Genomic DNA, 15,402 nt, shown 5'->3' with positions numbered 1-15,402 from the left:
CCGATCAGGCGATGCCCTTGCCGCCGGTGACACCGTAAACCTCGCCGTTGATGAAGCTCGCTTCCTGAGAGGCGAGGAGCACAAAGACGGGAGCCAGCTCGACCGGCTGGCCAGGACGACCAAAATCACTGTCCTTGCCGAAGTTCTTGACCTTCTCGTCTGGCTGGCCGCCACTCGGCTGGAGAACTGTCCAAACTGGGCCCGGTGCGACAACATTGGCGCGAATGCCACGTTCGATCAGTTGCTTGGCGAGCGCTTTCGTATACGCCACGATACCAGCCTTGGTCGTGGCGTAGTCGAGCAGGATCGGAGACGGCTGGTAGGCTTGGATAGAAGCTGTCGTGATCACCGCCGCTCCTGCTGGCATATGACGAACCGCAGCCTGTGCGATCCAGTGGAGCGCATAGAGATTGGTCTTCATCGTTTTATCGAAATCTTCGCTGGAGAGATCTTCGATCTTCTCGCGATATTGCTGCCGGCCGGCATTGACGACGAGAATGTCGAGACCGCCCAGCCGTGAAACGGCTTTTTCGACCAGTTCACGGCACCATGCTTCGTCCTTGATGTCACCCGGCAGGGCGAGCGATGTGCGGCCTTCGGCTTCGATAAGGCCGATCACCTCTTTGGCATCCGCTTCTTCATCCGGGAGGTAGGCGATGGCGACATCGGCGCCCTCGCGAGCAAAAGCGATGGCCGCGGCACGCCCGATGCCGGAATCCCCGCCCGTGACGAGGGCTTTGCGGCCCGTGAGCCTTCCCGATCCCCGATAGCTTTGCTCACCGTGATCCGGCACGGGATCCATCTTGCGGGCGAGGCCAGGCGCCTGCTGCGGCTGGACCGGAAAAGGGGGCGCGGGATAGAGATCGCGAGGATCGTTCAAGAAGGTTTTGTCGCTCATGATGACACCTGATGCTTTCGCAAAATTGCGCGATAATGACTGTCTGCGAACGCCCGTTTGCTCCTTTGGTTCCTGTAAGCCCTCCGGTGGAGCAGACTTTCTGAACCTTCGTTCGTCCTTATTATCGCCGAAGGAGGACTGTCATGCGCCGTGGTGACAAGTCCAATCACACAGACAAGCAGGAACGCGGGCGGACCACATTGCCGAAGTTACGAAGACCGCGGCGGATCCGGGAAGGAGGCCGAGCGCCCAGCCTGGGCGATTGTCAACAAGGATGATGGCGGTGGCAAGGAGGCTGGCGGTTCAGGGCAAGGCAAGCATACCTCCCGCAGGCCACAAAGCCGGCGAGAAAGGCGGCAAAGCTCCAGCGTCGCGATCGGCCGCAGACCGTTCGGCTTCGGCAAAGAAGGCGGCGGCGACGCGGAAGCGGAACGCCGAGCACCGCGTTCATCATTGATGAACCACATGATCATGCGCGGGGTCACGAGCGTGGCGATGCCGTCGAACACCATCCGAGGTCCCTCGCAAGAAACGGCTCACATGGCGGCTCAGCCAGGCCCAGATCATACCAAGCGCGGACGGGCCTCTCCGACAGGCAACTGCGCCTTCTAATTGATTTCGTTGAGGCCAACGTCGATCAAACGCTCACGATCGCCAACCCTGGCGCGCGGGGCGGGGGCCAGCACTTCGCATCGTCGCCATGGCTTCAAGCAAGCGATGGGCATCGCCCGCGACGGAGGGAGGGCGACGTGAGTGCTAGCGAAGCAGCCCTTTCGGCCGGCTTCTCGCACCAATCCCACATGGCACGATGGATGAGGTGCGAGGTCGGATACCGCTGTCGAGGCGAATTCAGCCCAAGAGGCTTTAGAAGCTCTGAAGATGGCCCCTGCGATCGATCGTTACCAATTACGCGATGCCGGTTATGACCGGCTCACAGCTTGCAGACGAGATCCGGCACGTGGCACCTAGTGCTGGCCACCGGGTATGCCGAACTGCCGGAAGGGGCGACACAACTATGGTCAGGCTCGCCAAGCCCTTTACCCAAGTGCAGCTTGCGGCCCGTTGGCGGGAGCTATGCATCGACGTGGTTGAACTCGGGAGCATGCGGTCGCTTGAGAAAGGCCTGTTTGGGCTCGTGAGACTCGATCTGACCACCCTTATTGATGCTAGAAGATCCGACCGACCGAATTGTGTGCCAGCACGATGAGGCAAGCGGCGCCTCATCGTCGTGAAGTGGCCTAGCATCGGCTTGTCTGGGACTCGATAGGCTTGTTCAGAGTTCATGAGATCGCCGGCGACCACCCTCGAGGACAAGGCCCCGCGAAACCTGTGCCAACTTGGTCCGTGGGCACCAAGCGGGGTCACGCACGGTCGTAGGTAAATGACGTCAGCAGGGTGGTGACGAAATTGCTCGCCCGTTCCTTGACCAGAACCTCAGTCCATTCATCGGTTCCGCGAAGCCTTAGATCCGTATAGATGCTGTCGACAGCTGCTTCTTCGATCCGCTTAATATGCGTCTTGAACGCGGCTTCCCCGCCGGCATGATACATGTCGCGGATGACCATGCGCAAGATCTCCTGGATCGCGATCTGCCAGGCAGTGTTGATCGCCTGAAGTTCCTTCGTATCGGGTGCCATCGGAGGCTCCTGTGGTGTGAGTGAGAACCTTCAGCGAGTCGCGATGAGACGGCGTCGGCAGTTCGGATCATCGAGCGGAAGGCTAAGCTTGTCTCGCTTTACGGTTGGCATAACGACGGTCGCGTTCAGCCTTTCGCGCCGCCTCATCCTCGATCACCCGCGCTATCCGGGCGTTCTCGGCTGCGACGCGGGCTTCGTTTGCGCCTTGAGCTACCGCGTCCGCGGCGGCTTGTTGCTCGCTGGCTTCCGCATTCCGCCGTTCCTGCTCTGCGAGCTTGAGCCGGTCGCGCTCCTGGCGCCTTTGTTCCCTGGCGGAAGCGGCAGCGAGGCGCTCAGCCTCTCTTGTCGCTCGCAGAGGCTCGGCTGCAGCCCTTGCAGCGCGATAGGCATTGAGAAGAGCTGTCTTGGCATCCGCCGCTGCGGCGCGCCGATCTGATAGCTCTTTGTTTCGTGCGTTTTTCAAATTTTCGTCCTGGATTGTGTTGCTAGGGATCAGCGCGCTCTGGCGCGTTTTGCAAGAAGCGCGGACGTTGCTGACGCTCGGTCCTGAAGTTCTTTCGAAAGGCGCGCCTCGCGAAGCCGCAATGTCTTCGCCTCCCGTGCAAGAACAAAGGCGTCGAGTTCTTCGACTGCTTTATCCTTGGCGAAGAACTGCTTTTGGACGTCGCCAAAGGCAACCTCCGCCCGCTGGCGGGATTTGCTGTATGTCTCTGTCATGGGAGTTCCGATCCGGATGGGCTCGCTGGAAGGCGATAAACAAAAAGCCAGGCAAATTGCCTGGCCTCGTTTCGATAAGTTGCTTCAACCAGTGCCAGTACATCCGTGGTCAAAGGGAAGCAGTGTTTAATCAAGCCGACTGGAGATTGCAGGCCGACATTTTGCCCGACTTGTTGTCACGCTCAAGATCGAAGCCGATCTTTTGCCCTTCCACGAGTTCGCGCATTCCGGCGCGCTCGACAGCAGAGATATGAACGAACGCATCGGCGCCGCCATTGTCGGGCTGAATGAAGCCGAAGCCCTTGGTGGAATTAAACCATTTAACTGTGCCAGTGGTCATGAGAACCCTTTCATAGCAATAGAGGAACCACAACGCCAAAGCGCTGCGGAAGATAGCGATTTTTGAAAGAGGGGTTCGTTCAAGGCGCGTTGCCAATCGCGCGGTAACCAAAGCTCAGCAAGCAAATATCGATGTCTTGTTCAATAGGCCAAAGGGTCCTCGTCGTCAACAGATTTCTAGCGGAATAGACTTCCGACTTAGTCACTCTGAATCTGCTTCCGGCCGACGTACAGTGACATTGCCCAGACTGCACTCCTTCACCGTGCCCTACCCTCAGGGCATAGTCGGCCCTCTAAGAAGACCCAGGGGTCAAAGCGTACGCGTTGAAGCGGACGCGCGGCCGTTGCGAGTGCTGCGGCACACCAGCGCCCTTCACGACCGCTCCGGGCGATGATTATCCTACGTCATAGGGAGAAGCTTGCCGACGGCGGCAGCGATAGAGTTCAGAATGCTTGCGATTTGTCCGAACTGCCACAGGGCGCTTCACCATGTTAGCTATGGAGCCGAACGAGCCGATCTCGTTTGCGAGCGCAATTCACAGCTCATTCGCGACTGCGTGCTTCATCGACATCGACGGAAACGCGAAAAATCTGCACAGCATGGGCATTCGCGCAGGTAAGGATCAGTGGCGACCTGTCGTCCTTGAAGTCGCTCTGTCAAAAAATCGAGTTTCGCCAATGCCCCAAAGGGCCAGTCTTTGTCAGCGTTTGCGCAAGAAGCAGCGGCTGCGGCGCTGCCGGAGCATTCTCCGGCAAAGGCAATCACTGAAACCTCGCCAGAATGTGAACTATTAGTAACTTGAAATACCAAAAGCAAAACGCTTTATCGGGCGATGAATCCAAAGCACTTCATCTCGGCAATGGGCATCGCGGCTTTGACGGCATGCTCACATATCGAGCCGCTCGAGACGCCCCTCGCCCAATCAGCAATCCCGCACCAGGCGCCCTTGACCGATCAAGCGGTGATCGCAGATACAGTCGGTCGCAGTGCTGTCGGCGCAACTGCGCTCGCTTGGGCCAACCCATCGACAGGCAGCACGGGCGTTATCGAACAGATCGATCCCAGTAACGATGGACCGGACGGCTGTCGCGGATTTGTAACCAGTCGGCAATCGCTCGACGGTATGGCGCGATTCAACGGCGTAGCTTGCCCGTCTGGGAACAGTTGGAAACTTGGTGGGCAGTATCCAACCCCTGCCCTAGCTCCTTGAATTATAGCACGACGCCCAGTTCGTACTGCCGAACGACGGCAAGGTCTTCGGTGTCGGACTCTCTCCAGAGGAAACTGGTGAAGTACTCAAAGCAGCAGGTGCGCCCACCGATACCGTCACGCTGAGCGTGGACGCGTTGTTGGTGAAAGCGCCAAAGCGCGTGATCCTGATCGATACTGGGGTTGGCGGGGCGCTGCAGCAGTCCCTCGCTCAGGCAGGCACCAAGCCGGAAGAAGTTACCGACATTCTGATAACCCATTCGCATCCCGACCACATGGGCGGCCTCGTTAAGGACGGGAAGTTGGCCTTCCCCAAGGCAACGATCCGCATGTCCTCGGCGGAATGGGCATTCGCCAAGAAGAACGCCCAGCTTGCGAACATCGTCAAGGTGATCGACAGAAACGTGAAGACCCTTCAAGCCGGGCGGGGTGAAAACCCTGCAGGAAGTGGCCGGGCGTTCGGCGATTGACCGGCTGCTTATATCAATCGAGCTTGAGCCGTTTGCGCAGATCGGCATTTTCGGCGCGCAGTTTTTCAGACAGAAGCTTGCGCAATCGTTGATTCTCCTCTTCCAACTGCAAGAGATCTGCCATCTCATCGATCACCGTCATCGGCACGGCCGAGGCTGTCTGCACAGCCTTTGCGGCACGGCTCACACGTCCACGTTTGTTACTGGACGCAGCTTCGATCACCTTTGCCTTACGACCTCTCCTTTTCTCGCCAACGGCGCCGGTCGGAGCAGCTGATGGCTCTGCCGTTGCGTCAGCTGATGCCGTTTCGAGTGCCGCGGCTTTCTTGGCGCGGGGTTTGCGCTGTTTCTTCGGCGCATCGGACGTTTCGACAACGGTCAGTACGTCGGCATTTGTGATCGTATCAGTCTCGTCGGCCATGCCCATCTCCTGCGTCATTGATTCAGTTGTCGACGTCCCGGAAAGCGGTGTCAACAACGACTCGGCCTGATCTCGCTCCGGTAAAGACACCTCGCGGTCGGATTTGCCACTCTGAGAGATGCCTGAGAGATATGGGATTGCCTCTCTCTCAATATCGCGAGCAACGGATTTTAGATCCATGTTGCCCCAGATCGAGTTTGACCTGGAATCGAGTTTTCGCCTGCCGGTTTTGTACTCGACCGCAAAATTGCGTTGCACTTTTTTCAATATAAAAAGCCTTGAAGAATCCACGGGATGGTTTGGTGATATGCTGGGACATTCGCAATACCGATTACCGGACTACCAGTCCATAGTCACCTCCGATGCTGCCGCACAATTCCGCAGCGGTGTGGCTGACCGAACGCGGTTAAGGTCGTAACGCTTGACGCTACGAGGTGCACGGTCTTGAAGCGATCGGAGACGGCGACGCCTTACTCAAACGAGCTAAGCGCTTGATAGGGCGAACGTCGAGACATAACGTCCATTTATGAAACCCACACGCGGTCGAGAGCTGGCGCTGGCTTCCAGGCCAGCGCCAGCCCGACCAAAAGCTTCCAATTCGTGATCACGGGGAAGACCACAGTGGCGAAGAGTTGGTGGGAATTTTGCGTCGAGGTTCCAAAAGACACTCGAATCTATTCCTTGCTTCAAAGAGCGACGGCGACATCGAAGTGAAAACTCCTGGCAGCCAAACACCTCCAGCGTCACGATGACGAGGCAGTTTATCATGCGAACACAAAATGTCCGAAACGGCGTGGTCGTCCGTACACTCGAAGCCGATCAAACTGCAGACTAAGCGTTTATGCTGATAAGGCGTTGCCGAAGCAGTGTATCACGCCCTGAAGCGGTCGAAGGCGGTCAGCCCTCGCTTCGCCCTGCAGGGAATCTAAGGAACACCGGACTTTGCGGTCGATCGCTTTAACGCCCGAGATTGCGCGTCCTTCTGGCCGTAGACCGCGACCCCGACATTAAGTTGCCTCGAGAATCATGTTGAGGGGCGTCTGGGCCGCCCGTCGAACATGGGTGAAACCGCCCGACCGGATCACGTCGGACAAACGTTGCTCTCCTGCCTGCGCGCCAAGCGCGAGACCCGTCTCCTGAGCAAGCGAGGTCGGAACGCAGATCATCGTCGAGGCGGAGTAATAGAGCCGTCCCACTGGGTTGATATTCTCCTCCAGCGTATCCCCGGCCATGGGCTCCACGACCATCCAAGTGCCGCCGTTCTTCAGTGCACGTCGGATATGAGCCGCCGCGCCGTTCGGATCGCCCATGTCGTGCAGGCAGTCGAAGCAGGTGATAAAATCGAAATCGCGACCCTCGAAATCCTGCGCCCGGCCGACTTCGAAATGGACATTCGTCAATCCGTGCGCCTGGACATGCGCAGTCGCAGCGGCAATCGAGCCCGGATGGAAGTCGTAGCCCGTAAACCGCGAGTCTGGGAACGCCTGCGCCATCAAGATCGTCGATAGACCATGCCCGCATCCGACGTCGGCCACCTTCACGCCCTTCTTCAGTTTGTCGACGACGCCGTCGAGCGCCGGCAGCCAATCCTGCACAAGCGCATTGACGTAACCAGGGCGGAAGAGCCGCGCGACGGCACAGAACATGCAGCCAGCCTGATCGCCCCAGGCCACACCCCTACCGGTCTTGAAGGCGGCCTGTACCTTCGGCTGGTTCTCCACCATCGCAGCGGCGGTATCGAACGCGCCGATCAGATTGACCGGGCTGTCCGGTGCGGCAAACACGAGAGATTGCTCGGGCGTCAGCGAGAAGCGCCCCTGCTCGTAATGCACATAGCCCGAAGCCGCCTGGGCTGCCAGCCACTCGCGCACATAGCGCGGCGCACAGCCCGCAGCCTCGGCGAGTTCGTCGGCCTTCGCTGGGCCGATCTCCCTGAGGGTCGCATATAGCCCGAGCGCATCTCCGATCCGCACCAGCGGCACGCTGACCGCGCCGCCAAGATCGCCGAGGACCCGGCCTACCAGCTCATTGAGAGCTGTTTCGTTGAGTTCCGACATCTCGCATTCCTCCTCATCCTTGGAAGGCGTCTTGCCATCCGTGACGCCGAGGATGGAACAAGTCGCCTCCAGGAACATGAGGCGATCGTCCCGCAGCGGCGAACAATCCCGCTGATTGGAGGGACATACGTCCCGTCCGCCGCACAGAGAGCAGCTAGCTGTCGGGGGACTAATTGGAGAGCGCGATGACGATCGCCTGCGAGCGGCTATGCACGCCGAGTTTGCTGAAGATCACCGACAGCTGATTTCGTACGGTTTTGACGCTCTTGCCGAGCCGTTCTGCGATCGCCCGGTTGTCGAGACCTTCCGCCACGAGGTCGAGAAGGGCCGCCTCGGCGGGTGTGAGATCTGCCTCGCTGACGGCGCGCGGTCGTACGGGGCTGTCCTGCCCGAGAAAAGCAGCGAGTTCTGCCTGAAATACGCTCCATGCGGGCTCATCTGGCAAGAGCACGTGGTTCTTGCTCTCTAACGGCACGAAGCTGGCGCCTGGAATTGCAGCGGCAAGCTTGCAGCCCTGGTCGAACGGCACGCGCACGTCGCCACGGCTATGAGCGATCAATGTCGGTACACGAAGCATCGTCGCAAGCTGCAGCACATCGATCCCCTGCATTTGCCAAAGCAATTGCGCTGCAACCTCAGGAGTCGCAGTCAGGCGCTCCAGATCACCCCACCAGCGATGCTGTTCAGGCGTGCCGTCGGGGATGAAAAGGTTGGTGAAAAATTGACAAAAGGCTGGATTGTCTCGTCCCCAGCCGATGCGAACGAAATTGACAAGTGTTTCGGCTTCCAGCCGCTCGGCCTCAGTCTGAGCTCTCGTCCTGGCACCCTGGCCATACGCGTTTAGGAGAACCAGATGCGAGACCCGCTCCGGATACCTCAGCGCATACACGATAGCGAGTGCGCCGCCCTGTGAAAGACCGAGGAGAACGAAGCGCGGGTCCTCGATCGAAGCAGCCACGGCATCAAGGTCGGCGTGCCACGCGTCGATCGAAAGGTCAGATACATGCCGGTCCGACAGGCCGCAGCCGCGCGGGTCGTAGCGTACAAACCGGTTCCGGGCAGACATCGCCCGGAGCCAGGGCCGCCAGACCGGGCTCTCGAGATCATAGTCGACGTGGCTGAGCCAATGCGCCGCCCGCAGGATCACCTGGCCTTGTCCACAAGACGCGACGGCGATGCGGGTGCCGTCTGCGGAGGTACAAAACCGTATGGTCTGGCTGAGTTTCATCCGCCGAGAATATCGTACGGAACGGTCACATAACAGACCTATCCCCATCAATTGGTGCCCCCAACGGTCAAATGCTATCCTTGGAAATCCGGTAGCGAGTTTCGATCAGGGCGTACCCAATCTTGCCCCTCGATCAACCAAATACTGGGCGAGCCTGATCAAGCGCCGGGTGTTCGGCGTGGAGAAGACGAGCGACCTTTTAAGGTTCGGGGAGCATGTCTGGCTGCTCGACTTTGCACCGGCCTCCTACGTCTACAGGATGATCGTTCTCTTCGGGATATTGCTTTCCGTCGCGACCCTATATCTTGTTTTCGGGATAATGCTGGCGCTGTGGCGGCTTTTCTCCGGCATCGCGATGCTGGCTGCAAAGACTATGTCGTAGGTGTCTGCAAGTCCTCAGCTGCGACGCCACCGCCTCGGGCACACAATTCCGGGCCGAGTGGCTTATCCACCGGCGCAAGCCGAGGTGACATCCAGGATCTTGAGGAGGCGAACGCCGGGCTTGAGCGTTCAAGAGAGCGAGGTCCTCGCGTCGGCCAGGGGCGGTCCGATTGCAACCGATCCACGTGATACCGAAGAAACACTGAGAAAGCGCGACGAAAATAAGTCGGAACTTTTCGCCGGAGATGCGATTAGATATCCGGATCGTGCGGCGAACCGTCACTGTGATGGATCCCTTCAAAGCCCTGGCGGTCGTTGCGCGGTCCACCTCCACAAATTTCTTCTTCGGTTTTGGAACTTTATCGTACACCAAGAATTTGGGCGTCCGGATCACGTGGCGCTTTCGTCTTTCCCGGATCACATGCAGCACATGGTGCGTCGCGCGATCCACCAACCGGCATCACGGCTGTGGATGTCACGCCGTTGTCACGGGATTCGGGTGTTGAATCGTGATTACCGTGACAGAGGCGTGTCGGGACGGAGCATGAGCAGCTTGCATCTGTTTGAGTTGCAAGCCTATTTCCCGCAACGATCGACAGATTTCCACGTCTACAATTTGGGATCGCGCGAAGGGCAGACCCTCTTTCGACCCAGGCGCCTACGGCCCAGCGCGCGGTCCCACCAAGCCTGTCGCTACGTTTATCAAGCCTTTACTGCAAGAAAATTGTGATTTCGGCGAGGATATTTGGGTAGTATCAGGATCGGAGGCAACCCAATCGATGATGGTGTTAGCGCGCTGTATATTGGAGCGACAAACATATATGTGCGGCATGATACGATTTTCGGATGGCAGCCGGTCGCTTCCGTTGTATTCCCTTCGACATTGACTCCGTGGCAGTTTTCATTGCGCGACTGTTTGCGTCATCAACCGGCAAGGCCGCGAGCCGGCGGCGGGAATTTTGGAAGGCATCAATTGGCAGGCACCCTTTTAACCCCGCTTAACGACTACCGCATCGAACCCCACCTCCCGAGCGTTGACGATTACCTGCGCCTGCGCGAGGCCTCCGGTCTTAGCCCTTTCTCGAAAGAGGCGGCCGAAAAGGGGCTGCCCAATTCTATCTTTGGCGTCTGCCTGATGAGCGGCGGCGCGGTCATCGGCATGGGTCGAATCATCGGCGACGGGGGCTGCTTCTTTCAGGTGACCGACATCGCGATCATGCCCGAGCACCGGGGAAGAGGGCTCGGCAAGATGATCATGGCAGCACTGATGGACCATATCGAGAGCAAGCTGCCAAAGACCGCCTATGTCAGTCTGATCGCCGACGTGCCGGCAAACCGGCTCTATCAACAGTTCGGCTTCACTGAAACCGCGCCGCGCTCGGTGGGTATGGCGAAGAAAGTTTCTTGACAGGCCGGTGGAGTGTCAAAGATGCAGCTTGACGATTTCCTCGTTGATCTTGAGGGAATGAGGAAGCCGGCGAGAAATCCGACGTCAGCCGGAACACGATGCATCGCCGTACGGACGAGATTGTCGGCCCCTTGTTTCACCTCGGACGCCACCTGCCCTGTCGTCGCACTGCAGACCTGCCTCAACTTGACAAGAACGCACACAGCCCGCTCCTCCGGCGAGTTACAGGTGGAGGCTAGGATGTCGGGGCCAATCGCCTTCTCGATCAGGAAGTTGCACGCCTCGCCAACAAGGGCAGCCTCGGCGGTCGGCGTGCGCCCCGATTCTCCCGAAACAGAGCGCCTGGAAAAATTCTACGGCAATCAGCTGAAAATTTGCATTTCATTTGTTCTCCGTTTTCCGCAAGCGCGTCGAGCCTGAGCAGCGCGAGCTCTGCGCTGTTGATCCCGAGTTCCTGCGGAACAGCAGCGGAGAAGGTGCAAGCGGCGTCGCCATCAAGGCTTGCTCCTATGCCATTTTCGGAAGAATCAGCCTGGAGACGCTTGGCACGAGGTTGCTCTGAATAACAACGCAAAGTTCGCCCGGCGGGCGCGGTATAGGCTACAGAATCCACCCGGCGATCTCGATAGCATCTACTCTGACCGGTCACGATTTTCGCTTATCCGGCAAAATATTGTTTGCCATCATTGATATTGCGGCGCACAATATTTTGCACTGCAAAACGGGGGCGGCGATGAGGATTTGCATCTACAAGTCGGATGACGAACCCGACGTGACGCTTTTTTTGCGTGAAGGAAAGGCAATACCTGCGAACGCCACAAAACAGAAGTGGCGTCATTTTAAAGCGGTGACAAGAGACGAAGTCAGCGCGGATCTCCTAAAGAAAATTGAGGGCGCGAATGGCTCTCTTTTCATTCATCTGAGTTCGCTGTCGTAGACAACATAAGAAACAGGCGGCAAGGTCGGCAGACCGATCGCGCGCCATGCCAGCAACTCGACAAGACTATCTCCGGGGGCCAGTTTGGCGGGTGCGCGTAAACGCGGCACTTCGCCGAGCGATAGAGGCCAAACGCTAACTGCCATGGGGATCTACCCCGACAAGCAGACGCGACCGATCTGACCATCATTCCGCTTCGATATGGCGGAACCGATCCTCATCGTTCGGGGCTCGAATGCCGCCCATGGTCTCGGCTTCTCGCGGCATGGCGCCGGTCGACTGCTCAACCCCCGCGGCAATCGCAGCATCAAGCAGGTTCCGGAATTCTGACAAGGGAGCCCTGTCCTGCTGCATCGAGAAAACACCGCGCACGCCTTCCATCGCAGCCGCAAGCGTGCTTGCATCGTTGAAGTCGCCTCGGGGCTAACTCGATCCCAGAGTCCGCGAGCGAGCGTGCAGCCTCGCTATTCTGGTCGCGCACCAGCGCGCGTACCCGCCGGCCCTTTTTCAAAGCGAGGGCTGTCACGCTTCAGCCCTGACCGCCGGTCACCCCAGAAGAGGACCTCGACATCAAGCTGAATGGCATAGGCGGTCGCCCGCATCTGCCTCATCGGCTATGCCAAGGATGGCTCTAGCTGTGAGCTCCACGTTAGGAAGGTCTCTGGTTTGACGCCATCCTTCCGCGCCTTCTCGATCAGCGGTCTGAGGGTGTGTTTGACGAATTCTTCCATTGTCGTGCGCAGCGCAGGACGATCATCGCGAAACGTTACACGCCCATCGTTAAGTGCAGCCATGGTGTCGTTATCGTAGACCCACCGTCCGAGGGTTCCGAACCTTTTCCGGAATACCGTCTCAACCTCGCGATCGCTCCTATTGATGAAGCGATAGTCTACCTCTCTACCGAGTGCCTGGCCAATAATCGCAGCGATCTCGGTCATCGTGTAATCGATGCCCAGTTGCTTTACGGATCGGTGCTGCTCAGTCGGCGTGTCGAACTCCTTCGCCGCGAGATCCGCGATGTCCTGAATGGCAACCCAAGGAGTCTTGACGTTGGGGTCAAGTGACCAGCCGATCCTCTCGTGCTGCGCGATCGAGTCGGTCCACCCGGCCAGGTCCTGCATGAACCAGCCACCCTGCAGGTGCACCAATTTGATGTCGCGTAGTCGGTTGAGGATCTGATCCAGGATATGGAAGCCCTGGAAATGGCCGGTATTTCCGCTGACCTCGGATCCCATCCCGGTCAGGCTCACGGCCAATTTCACTGGGGAATCCCGAAGTGCGTCGAAAAACCGAAGCGCTACCGTAGGGTAGTGCCCATGGAAGTCCTCCGACCCCCAAATGGTTTTGACCATGAGGAACGCAGCGTCAGCGTCTTCGAAGAACGCGTCAAGCTCACCAGCACCTGTGTCGAAGCTGCCAAGGAACGGTTCTGCTCCTTTCGCGACAAGTGCATCGAGGGCGGGCCCTCCTCTCGAAAGAGCTTTGACTGAATGGCCTTTGGCCAAGAGGTTCTCGGTAAGTTTGGCACCGATCCTGCCGGTCGCGCCAACCACGGCGATACGCATGGCTAATCTCCTCAAGTTGCTGAACCAAGATCCTAAAAGATTGCGTCGTGAGCAAAAGTGGAGATAATGCCATATGATCTCGAAATCGGGCCAACCTTCGAATAAGCCACCCTGCAGTACCGCTATCGATCTGAGCAACCTCTTGCATGGACCGGCGATGGCAATCAGGATGGACTTCGCCGACTATGAAGCCGAGGGGACCCAGCACCAGCACCGGCAGGGTCAACTGATCTTGGCGCTACATGGAGCGGTTACCTGCAAAGCGGAAAGTGGGCTCTGGATCGTTCCGCCTGACTGCGGAGTTTGGATCCCCGGTGGCGTTCCTCACAGCAATCAGGTCACGTCCAATGCTCGTCTAACATACCTGTTTGTCGAACCCGGCGCGGCCATGCTTCCGGATGAATGCTGCACGCTTTCGGTATCGCCGATGCTTCGGGAGATGATACACCGGGTAGCGGAAGTATCAGAGAGTGATGCGCGCGACGCTCATGTCGATCGGCTCGTGCGGGTCATGCTCGATGAGCTCGCGCTGATGCCGCGGGAGAAGTTGGAGCTACCTGTATCTGACCACCCAAAGATCGCCATGATCGCTGCGGCGCTTCTGGCAGACCCGAGCGACCGCCGAACCCTCGGCCAATGGGCTGAGCATGTCGCCGTCAGTGAGCGATCCCTAAAGAGGCTTATGGTCCAACAGACGGGATTGAGCTTCGGCCGTTGGCGGCGTCAGCTACATCTAGTCATCGCGCTGCGGGAACTTGCGGGCGGTGCGACAGTCCATCGGGTAGCAGGCGACTTGGGATATGAATCCACGACGGCCTTCATCGTCATGTTCAAGAAGGCGCTTGGGATCACACCATCGCGTTACTTTACCGATCGCTTATTGAGCACGGGCCACGCGTGAGAAGTTGCCCATCCGAAGTATCGGCGGCGACAATCCTCCTGACGCAACTTAGCAATTCAAGCGAATTAGCGGGCAAGTGTTCCCGCATCGTCTTCATCAGCAGCAAGTCCGCGTTGGACCCGCCGAAGAAATGATCGACGACGGGATGACCAAAGCTGCGCAGCTCGCGGTCGCGCGCGCGTCGCTGAACCCGCTGGCGGGACCGGCGTCACCGTTAACTCCGTTCTTCCAGGTCCGACGAGGTCAGAAGGATTCGGCGCCGTGCTGGAGAACATCGCACAGCGGTCCGGCCAGAGCATTCAGAACGTCGAGCGAGATTTCCTCGCCAATAACCGTCCGCCGTCCCTCCTCGGCAGGTTCTCGACCACCGAGGAAATCGCCAACATTGGTCGACGTCTGTTCCCAGCGGGCCCCTGCGACGAGCGGTACTGCATTGCGTGTCGATGGAGGCGTGGTGCGGTCGATCATGTGAGGAGCAAATCCGAATGGTCGACGACGGCTTGTTGAGCATCCGACCTGCCCGCCGATCCGCGCCATCGCAGTTTCAGTGCCGGAAGGCGCACATTTTCTCTAACACGTAGATGGAGCTGACCGGCCTGTGAGGTGAATCGCGTGGTATATGCGAACTTCCTTTCGCACGCGCTCTCTACGGGAAGCTATAGGTGCGCTCGCGCCCCTTCACAGAGACGAGCCGACGCCACAATAGCGCCCTAGACTTGACAATTCGTTTGCTACCTTGCAATAATCGCAAGGTAGCAAACAATGTCGGAATTGATGCACATGGGAGATGACCGAGACGCCGAACATCTGACTGTCGGGGCATGGACCAAGCGATGCTATCTTGCGGGGCGGGCCCTAATGGACGCGACCCTGCGCCCATACGATCTGGGTTCGACGCAGTGGTACGTTCTGTGGCATCTGGCAAATGCTGGTCCGGCGATGCAGCGCGATCTCGGACGCGCGCTTGAGCTCGAACGGGCGACTTTGAGCGGGATCATCGCCACGCTTGTTCGCAAAGGGCTGGTCCAGCAGACCTCGGACGGAAAAGACCAACGCCAGCGTCTTTTAACCTTGACGAGTTCAGGCGAGGCCCTGTGGCGCGAACTCCCAGACCTCTCGTTTATTCACCGGGCTGCTTTTGATGGCATCGACGAGGCCGATCTGGCCACGACGATCCGCGTCCTTCGATTAGCGAGCGAGCGGCTTCGGGCTCTCTCAGAAAAGGAATGAGCT

General features: G+C 58.6%; 18 protein-coding genes and 1 pseudogene. 8 read left to right on the top strand and 11 right to left on the bottom strand.

Annotated features, from left to right (window positions below):
- Positions 1–4: 4 nt before the first annotated feature.
- Positions 5–898: an SDR family oxidoreductase gene (locus tag AB8B33_RS36455; RefSeq protein ID WP_439019199.1), complete on the bottom strand. Its 894-nt coding sequence runs from the start codon at positions 896–898 to the stop codon at positions 5–7.
- Between the two features lie 143 nt (positions 899–1,041).
- Between AB8B33_RS36455 and AB8B33_RS36450 the strand changes: the two are divergent.
- Positions 1,042–1,355, top strand: a pseudogene (locus AB8B33_RS36450) (plasmid stabilization protein).
- A gap of 904 nt (positions 1,356–2,259) precedes the next feature.
- On the opposite strand, the gene AB8B33_RS36445 reads toward AB8B33_RS36450, so the two are convergent.
- The 4 genes from AB8B33_RS36445 to AB8B33_RS36430 form a co-directional block, all read right to left on the bottom strand.
- Positions 2,260–2,535, bottom strand: coding sequence for a hypothetical protein (locus tag AB8B33_RS36445; RefSeq protein ID WP_113186314.1), 276 nt, complete (start codon positions 2,533–2,535; stop codon positions 2,260–2,262).
- An 82-nt stretch (positions 2,536–2,617) separates the two neighbouring features.
- A complete protein-coding gene (locus tag AB8B33_RS36440) occupies positions 2,618–2,998 on the bottom strand; it encodes a DUF6481 family protein (protein WP_113322098.1) in 381 nt (126 codons plus the stop codon).
- 29 nt (positions 2,999–3,027) lie between these two features.
- Positions 3,028–3,252, bottom strand: coding sequence for a hypothetical protein (locus tag AB8B33_RS36435; RefSeq protein WP_113186316.1), 225 nt, complete (start codon positions 3,250–3,252; stop codon positions 3,028–3,030).
- Positions 3,253–3,382: 130 nt separating this feature from the next.
- Complete coding sequence (locus AB8B33_RS36430; protein WP_113186317.1) at positions 3,383–3,592, bottom strand: cold-shock protein; 210 nt, start codon at positions 3,590–3,592, stop codon at positions 3,383–3,385.
- Between the two features lie 832 nt (positions 3,593–4,424).
- On the opposite strand from AB8B33_RS36430, the gene AB8B33_RS36425 reads away from it, so the two are divergent.
- Together AB8B33_RS36425 and AB8B33_RS36420 are read left to right on the top strand one after the other, a co-directional pair.
- The gene (locus AB8B33_RS36425; RefSeq protein ID WP_439019198.1) at positions 4,425–4,802 is read left to right on the top strand and encodes an RT0821/Lpp0805 family surface protein; all 378 of its coding nucleotides are present in this window, start codon (positions 4,425–4,427) and stop codon (positions 4,800–4,802) included.
- 127 nt (positions 4,803–4,929) lie between these two features.
- Positions 4,930–5,271: an MBL fold metallo-hydrolase gene (locus AB8B33_RS36420; RefSeq protein WP_439019197.1), complete on the top strand. Its 342-nt coding sequence runs from the start codon at positions 4,930–4,932 to the stop codon at positions 5,269–5,271.
- A 13-nt stretch (positions 5,272–5,284) separates the two neighbouring features.
- Here AB8B33_RS36420 and AB8B33_RS36415 read toward each other — a convergent pair whose 3' ends face one another.
- The 3 genes from AB8B33_RS36415 to AB8B33_RS36405 form a co-directional block, all read right to left on the bottom strand.
- The gene (locus AB8B33_RS36415) at positions 5,285–5,959 is read right to left on the bottom strand and encodes a transcriptional regulator (protein ID WP_439019196.1); all 675 of its coding nucleotides are present in this window, start codon (positions 5,957–5,959) and stop codon (positions 5,285–5,287) included.
- Positions 5,960–6,699: 740 nt separating this feature from the next.
- Positions 6,700–7,749: a class I SAM-dependent methyltransferase gene (locus AB8B33_RS36410; RefSeq protein WP_439019325.1), complete on the bottom strand. Its 1,050-nt coding sequence runs from the start codon at positions 7,747–7,749 to the stop codon at positions 6,700–6,702.
- Positions 7,750–7,918: 169 nt separating this feature from the next.
- Positions 7,919–8,977 (bottom strand): alpha/beta fold hydrolase, encoded by a 1,059-nt coding sequence (locus AB8B33_RS36405; protein ID WP_439019195.1) that lies wholly within the window; start codon positions 8,975–8,977, stop codon positions 7,919–7,921.
- Positions 8,978–9,155: 178 nt separating this feature from the next.
- Between AB8B33_RS36405 and AB8B33_RS36400 the strand changes: the two genes are divergently transcribed.
- The 3 genes from AB8B33_RS36400 to AB8B33_RS36390 all read left to right on the top strand — a co-directional run bounded on the left by AB8B33_RS36400 (position 9,156) and on the right by AB8B33_RS36390 (position 11,703).
- A complete protein-coding gene (locus tag AB8B33_RS36400; protein WP_439019194.1) occupies positions 9,156–9,359 on the top strand; it encodes a hypothetical protein in 204 nt (67 codons plus the stop codon).
- A gap of 972 nt (positions 9,360–10,331) precedes the next feature.
- The gene (locus AB8B33_RS36395) at positions 10,332–10,766 is read left to right on the top strand and encodes a GNAT family N-acetyltransferase (protein WP_310388849.1); all 435 of its coding nucleotides are present in this window, start codon (positions 10,332–10,334) and stop codon (positions 10,764–10,766) included.
- 673 nt (positions 10,767–11,439) lie between these two features.
- Positions 11,440–11,703, top strand: coding sequence for a hypothetical protein (locus AB8B33_RS36390; RefSeq protein WP_310388846.1), 264 nt, complete (start codon positions 11,440–11,442; stop codon positions 11,701–11,703).
- Between the two features lie 186 nt (positions 11,704–11,889).
- On the opposite strand, the gene AB8B33_RS36385 is transcribed toward AB8B33_RS36390, so the two are convergent.
- Together AB8B33_RS36385 and AB8B33_RS36380 are read right to left on the bottom strand one after the other, a co-directional pair.
- Entirely contained in the window at positions 11,890–12,036 is a 147-nt protein-coding gene (locus AB8B33_RS36385; RefSeq protein WP_439019336.1) for a hypothetical protein, read from the bottom strand.
- A gap of 281 nt (positions 12,037–12,317) precedes the next feature.
- The gene (locus AB8B33_RS36380; protein ID WP_439019193.1) at positions 12,318–13,268 is read right to left on the bottom strand and encodes an NmrA family NAD(P)-binding protein; all 951 of its coding nucleotides are present in this window, start codon (positions 13,266–13,268) and stop codon (positions 12,318–12,320) included.
- A gap of 73 nt (positions 13,269–13,341) precedes the next feature.
- Here AB8B33_RS36380 and AB8B33_RS36375 point away from each other — a divergent pair, with 73 nt between their 5' ends.
- Positions 13,342–14,169 (top strand): AraC family transcriptional regulator, encoded by an 828-nt coding sequence (locus AB8B33_RS36375; protein WP_439019192.1) that lies wholly within the window; start codon positions 13,342–13,344, stop codon positions 14,167–14,169.
- A gap of 243 nt (positions 14,170–14,412) precedes the next feature.
- On the opposite strand, the gene AB8B33_RS36370 is transcribed toward AB8B33_RS36375, so the two are convergent.
- On the bottom strand, positions 14,413–14,637 hold the full coding sequence (locus AB8B33_RS36370; protein ID WP_439019191.1) for a hypothetical protein: 225 nt from the start codon (positions 14,635–14,637) through the stop codon (positions 14,413–14,415).
- Between the two features lie 306 nt (positions 14,638–14,943).
- Between AB8B33_RS36370 and AB8B33_RS36365 the strand changes: the two genes are divergently transcribed.
- Positions 14,944–15,399, top strand: a complete 456-nt coding sequence (locus tag AB8B33_RS36365) for a MarR family winged helix-turn-helix transcriptional regulator (RefSeq protein ID WP_439019324.1) — start codon at positions 14,944–14,946, stop codon at positions 15,397–15,399.
- The last annotated feature ends 3 nt before the right edge of the window (positions 15,400–15,402 follow it).

The organism is Rhizobium sp. 768_B6_N1_8 (genome assembly GCF_051811225.1).
Classification (GTDB): Bacteria; Pseudomonadota; Alphaproteobacteria; order Rhizobiales; family Rhizobiaceae; genus Rhizobium.
The sequence above is the reverse complement of the archived record's forward strand: the minus strand, read 5'-3'. Positions and strand labels throughout refer to the sequence as shown.